The organism is Achromobacter sp. DMS1, from assembly GCF_001270295.1.
Map to the genome: position 1 here is coordinate 1 of NZ_LHSJ01000134.1, position 10,724 is coordinate 10,724.

The 10,724-nt window shown below is 68.0% G+C and carries 11 protein-coding genes; 8 read left to right on the forward strand and 3 right to left on the reverse strand.

The genetic code is table 11. From position 1 onward, the window contains the following. Window positions 1-268: LysR substrate-binding domain-containing protein (locus tag AD428_RS15675; protein WP_235490475.1), on the forward strand; the 268-nt coding region annotated here is incomplete at its 5' end. Between the two features lie 198 nt (window positions 269-466). Here AD428_RS15675 and AD428_RS15680 read toward each other — a convergent pair. Further along, window positions 467-838: a GNAT family N-acetyltransferase gene (locus tag AD428_RS15680; protein ID WP_235490478.1), complete on the reverse strand. Its 372-nt coding sequence runs from the start codon at window positions 836-838 to the stop codon at window positions 467-469. A gap of 607 nt (window positions 839-1,445) precedes the next feature. After that, the gene (locus tag AD428_RS15685; RefSeq protein WP_053245795.1) at window positions 1,446-2,153 is read right to left on the reverse strand and encodes a GntR family transcriptional regulator; all 708 of its coding nucleotides are present in this window, start codon (window positions 2,151-2,153) and stop codon (window positions 1,446-1,448) included. A gap of 206 nt (window positions 2,154-2,359) precedes the next feature. Between AD428_RS15685 and AD428_RS15690 the strand changes: the two genes are divergently transcribed. The 7 genes from AD428_RS15690 to AD428_RS15720 all read left to right on the forward strand — a co-directional run bounded on the left by AD428_RS15690 (window position 2,360) and on the right by AD428_RS15720 (window position 10,235). Continuing rightward, entirely contained in the window at window positions 2,360-3,283 is a 924-nt protein-coding gene (locus tag AD428_RS15690) for an NAD(P)-dependent oxidoreductase (protein ID WP_053245796.1), read from the forward strand. After that, a complete protein-coding gene (locus AD428_RS15695) occupies window positions 3,280-3,639 on the forward strand; it encodes a RidA family protein (RefSeq protein WP_053245797.1) in 360 nt (119 codons plus the stop codon). Before AD428_RS15690 ends, AD428_RS15695 begins: the two co-directional genes overlap by 4 nt. Window positions 3,640-3,666: 27 nt before the next feature. Next, complete coding sequence (locus AD428_RS15700) at window positions 3,667-4,899, forward strand: pyridoxal phosphate-dependent aminotransferase (protein WP_053245798.1); 1,233 nt, start codon at window positions 3,667-3,669, stop codon at window positions 4,897-4,899. Between the two features lie 439 nt (window positions 4,900-5,338). Further along, window positions 5,339-5,950 carry a fimbrial protein gene (locus tag AD428_RS15705; protein ID WP_053245799.1) on the forward strand — a complete coding sequence of 204 codons (612 nt, stop codon included), beginning with the start codon at window positions 5,339-5,341 and terminating at the stop codon, window positions 5,948-5,950. Window positions 5,951-6,136: 186 nt separating this feature from the next. After that, complete coding sequence (locus tag AD428_RS15710) at window positions 6,137-6,862, forward strand: fimbrial biogenesis chaperone (protein WP_152968114.1); 726 nt, start codon at window positions 6,137-6,139, stop codon at window positions 6,860-6,862. A gap of 48 nt (window positions 6,863-6,910) precedes the next feature. Next, window positions 6,911-9,448: a fimbria/pilus outer membrane usher protein gene (locus AD428_RS15715; protein ID WP_053245801.1), complete on the forward strand. Its 2,538-nt coding sequence runs from the start codon at window positions 6,911-6,913 to the stop codon at window positions 9,446-9,448. A gap of 196 nt (window positions 9,449-9,644) precedes the next feature. After that, a complete protein-coding gene (locus AD428_RS15720; protein ID WP_235490481.1) occupies window positions 9,645-10,235 on the forward strand; it encodes a response regulator in 591 nt (196 codons plus the stop codon). A 42-nt stretch (window positions 10,236-10,277) separates the two neighbouring features. Here AD428_RS15720 and AD428_RS25155 read toward each other — a convergent pair. Continuing rightward, window positions 10,278-10,724: Hpt domain-containing protein (locus tag AD428_RS25155; protein WP_160318588.1), on the reverse strand; the 447-nt coding region annotated here is incomplete at its 5' end.

Genomic DNA, 10,724 nt, shown 5'->3' on the forward strand with positions numbered 1-10,724 from the left:
CGCCTGCGCCCCCGCGGGCCGGCTCCAGTTCGACCACCTGCACCTCGTGCTGCAGGCCGCCGTGGACGGCCTCGGCCTGGCCGTCGCCCCGCGCTCGCTGCTCTCGCACGATCTGGAACAGGGCCGCCTCGTCTCGCCGCTGCCGCAGTGGCGCCTGCCCCTGGAACGCTACTACTACTGCCTCGATCCCGGCGCCGGTCCCGAGGCGCAGTTCTTCGCCCGCTGGCTGGAAGACGTGCGGGCGTCGGAGGCGGCCGCCCGGTCGTAGCCGCACAGGCCGCGCGTCTCGCTCCGGCGCTTGCAGACGGCTGTGCCGTGTGAGGCGCGACGGAGAAAATCAACGCCGCCGTAGCCGTCCCGTGCCGTTGAATCCGGTTCCGCGCAATTCCTTCGAGCTGCGCGCCATACTTCCGCGCGACCGACTCGCTTGCCAGATTTCCGGCGGCGGCAACGATTTCGACCCGCTTCATGCCAGGTACGTCGAAGGCACAGGCACCAGCGCCCGCACCGCGCGGGAGGCAATGCCCTGGCGTTGCGCCGATTGTTTGACCCAATAGCCCAGATTGCAGACAAGATTCCGCCGGTCAATCGCGTTCAGCGCCGCGCCGCCCAGCAATTCGCCCGTTGTTTTCGAGAATATGCCCAGCTCGACAGCCGTCTTGGCGCGCTTGCTTGCCCGGCATTGCTTGAACCACGCAAGGGCGTCCGCTTTCGAGAACGAGGCGGTGCGCCATGGCATCCAGCGGCCCACGGTATTCACCGATTCCCGCGCCGCGCAAGCGAAATCAGCAGCGTCGCCAGGGCGAAAACCGCGAAGAACCCGTTCGTCGAACACCATCGATGGCATTGTCCACCTCTGCGACGGTCAAGAGCCCGATGATGCAGACTCGACGCCGGATATCGCGGGGCCAGATTCGACTTCCCTATTGCCGGGCAATGCCGTGCGGCGGCGTCGGCCCGCGCATCCGTTCTTTCGCCGCCCCCGCTCTCACGGCCATTGACGCTGCGGACGAACCCGCCCGCGTCAATCTCGCCTGGAAACCCTCAAGCCACCTCGCCGAGCGCGCGGGCGACTTGCTGTTCAGACTTCATCGGGCCGCTCGGGAAATAGCGCTTGAGCGGCAGCCGGGGCAGGTGGCGCATGGCGGCGTTGCGCTGCGCCAGACATGCGGCGCGGCCATGCGGCCGCCTCCCGGGCCATGGTGCTCGCCTGCCGGCCGGGCGCGGCGCGGGAAATGACATCGCGCGCCAGGCCGGGCGTGTCGGCCACTTTCGCCGCGCTGCAGGGCGATCCATTCCATCTGCGCCAGCAGTTCGCGGTAGCGGATGCGCGTGATTTCCCGGCTGGCGCGGTCAAGGCAGACGTTCTTGCCGATTTCGCGTTCGACGGTGCGCAGGGGACGGGCGCCAGGCCCATGGGGCGCGCCCGGTGGCCGGGACCGGCCTCAGGTGGTGGCGGCCAGCTCCTGGCCGGCCATGTAGATCTGCGCATAGCCCTCGCGAATGGCCGAGGTGATCTGGTCCATGCGGCGGTCGATGTGTTTTTCGAGCAGCGCCGCGCAGGCGTTCTCGTCGCGGGCGAGCAGGGCCTGCAGCAAGAGGCGGTGCTCGCGCTGGCTGGCCGGGCGGTCGGCGCGGCGCATATCGATCCAGCGCACGAAGCGGATGCGCGCATTCACGTTCTTCAGCACGCGCAGCATTTCGGCGTTGCCCGACATGGCCATGACGCGCTCATGGAAAGCCTCGTCCAGCGCCACCAGTTCCGCCACCGTGCGTTCGCCGGCCTCGGGGCCGGTGGCTTCCAGGAAGTCGAGCGCCTCGCGGATGCGCTCGTCGCCGGCGCGTTGGATCGCCAGCCGCACGGCCGACACTTCCAGCGATTTGCGCAGCTCGTAGAGCTGGAAGATCTCGTTGACGTCCAGGTCGCGGCAGTAAAAGCCCTTGCCGGGCGAGAACTTCAGCAGGCCCTCGATGTTCAGGCGGTTGAGCGCTTCGCGCAGCGGCGTGCGCGACACGCCCAGCGTCTTGGACAGCGCCACTTCGTTGATGCGCTCGCCGGGCTTGAAAACATAGTCGATCGCCATGTCCCGGACCTGCAGATAGACTTTGTCGACAATGCTGTCGCTGGGCGTTTGCGCGAGGTCTTCGGACATGGAACGGACGCCGGTGGGGCGAAAAGAAAGGGGAGGGGGCTTTAGCCTTTTTTCGGGGCCGCGCCGCGGCGGCCGTCCTTGGCGCGCATCGTATCACTTGACTGTATACAGAACAATATTCATCATCTGTATGCAGCATCGAATACAGATTTTTCGGCCCCGCCGGCCGACATTTTCCTCGCCTCCGATCCGAAAAGGACTTCCGCATGAAAGCCGTTTTCCTCGACGCCAACCCCACGCTCGCCGCCGTGGCCGAGCGCCTGCGCCGCGCCGGCGATCCCGAGCTGGTCATCAACCGCCAGCCCGACATCACGCCCGACCAGGTGCCGGCCGCGCTGGGCGACGGCGAAATCGCCATCATCGACCACACCCACCTGCCCACCGGCATTGCCCGCCAGTGCAAGGCCCTCAAGCACGTGGTCTTCCTGGGCACCGGCGCGCGCTCGTACATGAATCCCGAAGAGCTGGGCGGGCTGGGCATCGAGGTGCACATCATCAAGGGCTATGGCGACACGGCCGTGGCCGAGTGTGCGTTCGCGCTGATGTGGGCCGCCGCCAAGGGCCTGGCCAAGATGGACCGCGGCATGCGCGCGGGCAACTGGCTGCGCACCGACGCCGTGCAGCTCACGGGCAAGACCATCGGGCTGGTCGGCTTCGGCGGCATCGCCGCCGAGGTGGCCCGCCTGGCCCAGGGCGCGGGCATGAAGGTGCTGGCCTGGAACCGCAGCCCCAAGTCCCATCCCGGCGTGGAGTTCGTCGAGCTGGACGCGCTGCTGGCGCAGAGCCACGTGGTGTCGCTGCACCTGCTGCTCAACGACGAAACGCGCGGCATGATCTCCGCGCAGCGCCTCGCCGCCATGCGCGACGGCGCCATCCTCATCAACACCGCGCGCGGCGCGCTGGTCGACGAGGCCGCCATGATCGCCGCCCTCAAGAGCGGCAAGCTCGGCCACGCCGGGCTGGACGTGTACGAGGTCGAGCCCATGCCCGCGCAGCATCCGCTCTACGAACTCGACAACGTCACGCTGTCGGCGCACTCGGCTTTCCGCACACCCGAAGCCAGCGACAACCTGATCCAGGCCGCGCTCAACCATTGCCGCCGCGTCTCGGGCCAGGGAACGCAGCAATGAGCGCGCGCCTGCCCATCGAGCGCCTCGACCAGAACGCGCGCCGCTCGCGCGCGGTGATCCACGGCGACGTGGTCTATCTCGCCGGCCACACCGCCGCCGACCGCAGCCAGGACATCGGCGGCCAGACGCGGCAGGTGCTCGCCGCCATCGACGGAATGCTGGCCGAGGCCGGCACCGACAAGTCGCGCCTGCTCAGCGTCACCATCTGGCTGTCCAGCATGGCGCATTTCGCCGGCATGAATGCGGTCTATGATGCCTGGATCGTTCCCGGACAGGCGCCGGCCCGCTGCTGCGGCGCGCTGGAGCTTGCCGCGCCCGATATCCTCGTCGAAATCATGGTCACCGCCGCGCGCTGACCTTTCCTGCAACGGAGTAACGCTCTCATGTCCCATTCCGAGGCCGCGCCCGCCGTCCCCTTGCGGCGCGCGCAACGCATCGCCCGCATCGAGGTGTCCGGCATCCTGCGCATCGGCGCCCGCGCCGCCCAGCTCAAGCGCGAAGGCCGCGACGTCATCGTGCTGGGGGCCGGCGAGCCCGATTTCGACACGCCCACCAACGTCAAGGCCGCGGCCGTGCGCGCCATCGAGGCCGGCGAAACCAAATACACGCAGCTCGACGGCACGCTGGCGCTCAAATCGGCCATCGCCGCCAAGTTCCAGCGCGAAAACGGACTGGAATTCGGCCTGGACCAGATCACGGCCGGCGCGGGCGCCAAGCAGGTCATCCACAATGCCCTCATGGCCACGCTGGACGACGGCGACGAGGTCATCGTCGTCACGCCGTACTGGACCTCTTATGCCGACATGATCGCCATCGCTGGCGGCGTCGCCGTGCAGGTGCCCGGCCGCGAGGAAAACAACTTCCTGCTCGACCCGGCCGACCTCGAAGCCGCCATCACGCCGCGCACCCACTGGCTGATGCTGAACTCGCCGTCCAATCCGTCCGGCGCGGCCTACGACGAAGCGCGCCTGCGCGCCATCGCAGACGTGCTGCTGCGCCATCCGCACGTGTGGCTGCTGTCCGACGACATCTACGAACACCTCATCTACGACGGCTTCGCCTTCAAGACCATGGCGCAGGTGGAGCCGCGCCTGGCCGACCGCACGCTCACGGTCAACGGCCTGTCCAAGGCCTACGCCATGACCGGATGGCGCCTGGGCTACGGGGCCGGCCCGCGCGAGCTGATCGCGGCCATCGCGGTGGTGCAGAGTCAGAGCACGTCCAACCCCTGCTCGGTCACGCAGGCGGCCGCCATCGAGGCGCTCAACGGACCGCAGGACGTGCTCGCCGAGCGCCGCGAGTCCTTCCGCCGCCGCCGCGACCTGGTCGTGGACGCGCTCAATGCCATTCCCGGCATACGCTGCCGGCGTCCGGAAGGGGCGTTCTACACCTATGCCAACTGCGCCGGCGTGCTCGGCAAGACCACGCCCGGCGGGCGGCGCCTGGAAACCGACACCGACTTCTGCGCCTGGCTGCTCGACGAGCACGACGTGGCCGTGGTGCCGGGCACGATCTTCGGCCTGGCGCCGTATTTCCGCATCAGCTACGCCTCGTCCGAGGAGCAGCTGCGTACCGCCATGCAGCGCATCGCCGCCGCCGTCGCCACCCTGGCCTGAGCGCGCCGCGCGGCGGCCCGCGCGCCGCCGCGTCCCCGCCGGCGCGCGAGCCGGCTTTCCGCCTTCCACTTTCCGCCTCTCGCTTCCTGCCTGCGTCTCCGGCGGGCGGCCCTGTCCGGGCCCGACGCCGCCTGACCGCGCATCCGCGCGACGACGGCATCCATCTTCGGCCTCGCCGCTTTCCCTTCCTTGCTTCTCGCGCCGCGCTTCCGGTCCCGCATCGCTGTCACGCGGCCGCGGTCCCGGCTGGCGCGCGAGCGGAGTACGAAATTTCCGCGTCAATGGAGGAAAAGTCTGACAGGCCGATCGGCTCAGTCTGGCTGCGCGGCACGGGGCTCCAAATTTAGTATTTGCCCTTCGCAAACGGCGAGCCGACAAATATCTGCTCACAGTCTTTTGTGTTCCGTTCATCCATTTTTTTCATAGTGGAATAAATATCATGAAGAAGGCATCCACCGTTCTGGGTCTGGCAATCATGGCTGCGGCCGCGGGCAGCGCCTCCGCGCAGACGCAGGGCCGCATCGAGTTCAAGGGCTCCATCAGCGCCGACACGTGCTACCTGTCCAACGCGGGCGGCGACGCGCAGGTCATCAACGTGCAGCTGGGCGTGGTCAACACCGAAAGCATCGGCTCCGTGGCGGCGCCTTCGTTCTCGGGCAACGCCGGCACGGGCTCCGCCGACTTGAAGGTGGTGTGCAAGGCCGATTCCAGCGTCAAGATGACGCTGGCCGCGCCCGCCGGCGAAACCAGCGCCGACGGCCGCATCCTGCGCGTGAACGGCGGCTCCACCGCTGCCGGCTACGCCCAGAACGTTGGCATCGCCGTGTATCCCTCCACGAGCAGCAAGGATGCATTCGACCTCAAGAGCGGCGTGCTGGTCGACCGCAGCCTGAAAGCCGGCGAAAGCGTCAGCGTCAAATTCGTCGCCGCCTATGTGGCCAACGGCGTTCCCACCCCGCCCGCCAAGCCCGGCGAAGCGCCCGGACCCGCTCCGGCGCCCACCGCGGGTGTCGCGAACGCCACGCTGCCGTTCGTCATCACCACGAACTGAGGCGGCTGCGCGCGGCGTTTCGAAGCGGGGCCGTCGTCCCTCCTCGAAGCCGCTGCGCCGTGCGGCCAGCGGCTCGCTGCGCCCTCCCGGCGGGCTGTCGCGTCGTACGGCGTTCTCGCTCCCGGCGTGTTTTGAAATGGGGCGGCCCGGATTCGGTCCGCCCCGCAAATTTTCAGGTTGTTTTCCATGTTGCGAGTTAGCGCCCTTTTCTTCGCGGCAGCGGCGGTGCTGTCTTCAGCCGCCGCGCATGCAAGCATCGGCCTCAACACGACGCGCGTCATCATCGACGAAGGACGCCGCGAAGCGTCTTTCGGCGTGCGCAATCGCGGTGGCGCCGTTCTCGTGCAGTCATGGCTCACCGGGCCGAACGGCGAAGACGTGGACAACTTCACTCTCACACCCCAGCTCGTGCGCGTTCGCGCGGGCGGCGAGCAACTGGTGCGGGTGCTGTATTCGGGCCTGGGCGCGCCGGCCGACCGCGAAACCATGCTCTGGCTGAACGTCCAGGAGATTCCCCAGCGCGACGCCGAGGGCGGCAACATGGACGTGGCCGTGCTCCAGCGCATCAAGGTCTTCTACCGGCCTCCGGGGCTCAAGGGGTCGGCCCAGGCGGCCGCCGAGAACCTCGGCTGGAGCGTCGCCGGCTCGCAGCTCGTGGTGCACAACCCGGGCGCGTTTCACATCACGCTGGTCAACGCGTCGCTGTCGTCCGCGCCGGCTTCGCCGGTCTTTGACGCCGCCGTCGTGCCTCCCGGAGAAACCCTGCGCTTTTCCCTGCGGCACACCCTGTCCGGCAAATCCGGCAAGGCCGCGCTCGAATACCGGGTGGTCAACGATTTCGGCGGCCAGGATGCCTACCGCGTCATGCTGGAAGGAGAGCGCCCGGCGAAGCCCACGCCTGTTTCCAAATAGCCGGTTCCCACGCCCTGTCCGGGCTTCTTCATCGCTGATGTGGAATTCATGCTCGATCTCAATCATCCGTTCAGGACGCTGGCCGTCCGTATCGGCATGGTCCTGTCTGCGTCCGTCTTCATCGCAGGGCGGGCCGCCGTGGCCGCAGACGCCGATCCCGCTGCGGGCAAGCGGTTGATCCCGCCGTTCGACCCCAGCCTGATCCGGGGCGGCGACAACCTCGACCTCGGCAGCCTGATGTCCGACGAGGGCGGCGGCATGCCGCCTGGCACCTACCGGCTCGACATCATCGTCAACGGCGACGCCGTGGGCAAGCGCGACATCGCGCTTCGCCAGGTTTCCGGCAAGCACCGCCTCGAACCCTGCCTGTCGCTCGGCATGCTGCGCGAATTCGGCCTGTCGAAAGAGGCGCTGGCCAGGCTGTCTGCCGATGGGCAGTCCGGATGCGTGGACCTCTCCCGGCTCGACAACCAGGCGTTGGCCGACTACGACTCCGGCCGCCTGCTGCTGCGCGTGACGGTGCCGCAAGTCTTTCTCACCCGGAACCGGCGCGGCTACGCCGACGAAAGCCTGTGGGACTACGGCGTGAATGCCGCCTTCGTCAACTACCAGGTCAACTGGCGGTCGGACCGCTACGGCGGCCAGAACGTGCGCACGTCGTACCTGGGTTTCAGCAACGGCGTCAACCTGGGCACCTGGCGCGCGCGCAATGAGTCCAACCTGGTCCACACCCCGCAAGGCACGGAATTCCGCAGCAACCGGACGTTCCTGCAGCATGACGTCACCGCGCTGCGCAGCCAGTTCAGCGTGGGCGAGCTGTACTCCGGGGCCGATCTCTTCAACAGCGTGCGCTTTCGCGGCGTGCGCCTCGAGTCCGACGACAGCATGCTCGCCGACAGCGAGCGCGGCTACGCGCCCGTGATCCGCGGCGTGGCCGAAACCCATGCCACCGTGGAAGTGCGCCAGAACGGCTACCTGCTCTACAGCGCCACGGTGCCGCCGGGCCCGTTCGCGCTCAACGAGTTCTTTCCCAGCGGGTCCAACGGCGACATGCACGTGACCGTCATCGAGGCCGACGGACGCAAGCGCGAATTCACCCAGGCATTCGCCTCGGTGGCCCTGCTCGTGCGGCGCGGCCATTTCAAATACAGCGCCGAGGCGGGCAAGTACGACTCCCAGGACGACCGTCTCTCGTCGCCGAACTTTCTGTCCGCTTCGGCCCTCTACGGCCTGACCGACAACATTTCCGTGGCGGGCGGCTTCCAGGCGTCGGATTCGTACTATGCGCTCAACCTGGGCGTGGGCGCCAACACGCCGATCGGCGCGATGTCGCTCGACGCCACGCATTCCCGCAGCCGCATGCTGGGCGAGACGCGGCAGGGCCAAAGCGTGCGGGCGCTGTACACCAAGACCTTCACCGAGACGGCCACCAACTTCACCCTGGCGGCCTACCGCTACTCCACGCAAGGCTACCGGACGCTGGACAACCACGTCAGCGAGCTGGCCGCCGCCGGCGACGGCGGCGACCCGCAGCGCTATGCGTCCTCGCTCTCGCGTTCCAAGCTCGACGTCTACGTGAACCAGATGCTCGGCACGGGCGGCCGCTGGGGCAACTTCTACCTCAACGCCAGCCAGCAGCGCTACTGGAACGCCACCTCCAGCACCAGCGCCGGCGCAGGGTACGGCAATAGCTGGCGCGGCATCTCGTACAACCTGTCCTACGCGAGAACGCGCGACCGCTACGGCCGCAGCGGCGAGGCCCGCACGTCCGACACCGTCATGCTTTCGCTGTCCATCCCGCTGGGCAAGAGCGCGAGAGCGCCCAGCTTGTACCTCAGCCAGAGCCGCTCCGCAGGCAGCGTCCATTCCAATGCGAGCGTCAACGGCTACGTGCCGGGCGCGCGCTACACCATGTACTCGCTGCAGGGCGCGCACACTTCGCACGGCAACAACGCGGGCTCGCTGGCCCTGCACTCGGAGCTGCCCGCGGCGCGCATCGGCGGCACCTACAGCGCGGGCCAGGGGTATCGTTCGCTGAGCCTGCACGGCTCCGGCGCGGTCGTGGCGCACGGCGGCGGCGTCAATTTCACGCGCGACGTCGGCGAAGGCTTCGTGCTGGTGCGCGTCAAGGGCGTGGAGGGCGTCGGCGTGGGCGACAACCTGCCCACCACCGGCTACAACTCCTATGCCATTTACCCGTACATCCAGCCCTACCGCATCAATACCATTCACTTGAAGACCGATGCCGTGGGCGCGGACGTGGAGCTGGACGAACTGGTGGCGACCGTGGTGCCGCGCCGCGGCGCGATCGTGCAGGCCGATTTCAAGGGATTCGCCGGCCGCCGCGTGCAGATGGATTTCCGCCGCGATCCGCAGACCCGCCTGCCCCTGGGCGCCATGGTCGAGGACGGCGAGGGCCGGACGGTGGGCATGGTGGATCACCGGGGCCGGGCCCTGCTGCTGCTGGCGGAAGACCAGGGCCAGCTTTCCGTGAAGTGGGAGGGCGGCGAGTGCCGCGCCCGCTATGCGCTGCCGCCTCGCGATCCCGCCGTCTACTACGACACCGCGACCGTCGCATGTGAATGATGCGCGCCGCGCCGCAACGTCGCCGCGCCGCCTGCCCGCGGCGCTTGCCGATGCGCGCGGCGCCGTTCGGCCGCTGCGGAACCGGAGTTCTATAATGAATCAAATAGCAACAGATAAACCAATCGGATCGGAGATGGGTATGGGGCCGCGCATCGTTGTGGTAGACGACCACGCCTTGATCAGGATGGCCGTCCGCGTGCTGCTCGAGCGGGAGGGCTACCAGATCGTGGCCGAGTGCGACACCGGCGTCGATTGCATGCAGGCCGTGCGCACGCTGGAGCCCGATCTGGTCATCCTGGACCTGGGCATCCCGAAGCTCGACGGCTTTTCGGTCATTGCCCGGCTGCGGGCGGCCAGGGTGGCCACGCGCGTGCTTATCCTGACTTCCAACGATTCACGCAGCCACGCCGTGCGGTGCCTGCAGGCGGGCGCGGCGGGCTTCCTGTGCAAGGACGACAAGCTCGACGAACTGCCCACCGCCGTGAAGGCGGTACTCTCGGGCTACACGTATTTTCCGCAGGTGGTGGTCAGCCAGTTGTACGAAACCGCCGGCGCGGCGGCCGAGCCGGCCGAGAACGCCAGCGAGATATCCAAGCTCAGCGATCGCGAGCTCACCATATTGGGCCTGCTCGCCAAAGGCATGTCCAATCTGGAGATCGCCGAGACGCTGATGATCAGCCACAAGACGGTGAGCACCTACAAGGTCCGGCTCATGCAGAAGCTGAATACGCCCAACATGGTGTCGCTCATCAAGCTTGCGGAACGCAACGGCATTCCGCTGTCCTAGGGTGAACTCGCCCTGCAGTTCCACGGCCGGCGGGCCGCATGCCTATCCATCCCGGGCAGGGCCATGGCGTCGCTCCGCATCCAGCATGGCGCGGCGCAATTGGGGCACGCAGGTGGAATAGAGCTCCGCGGCGGACGGCGCATCGAGGGCGCAGGCGGCCTCCAGCCGCCGACAGGCTTCGATGAGAGTCCGGTCATTGAGCATGCGGCCCACGCCCAGGACGCGGTGAGCGTGATGGGCCAGGTTGTCCCTGTCCCGGCGGGCCGCCAGTTCGTCCAGTTTTTCCCGGTCGTCGCGCAGTGACGTGAGCAATTGCGCAACCAGGCGCTGGATGATCCCGGGATCGTTGCCGGCAAGGCTCGAGAAGATACTGTCGGATCCGTCAGCGGCGCCGTTATCGGTTCCGTTATCGGCTCCGCCACCGCCTTGCCCATCGGCTTCGGCGCCGCGTCCGTCTTCCGCCGCCGCGGGCCCGGCGCTCGCCCCGGC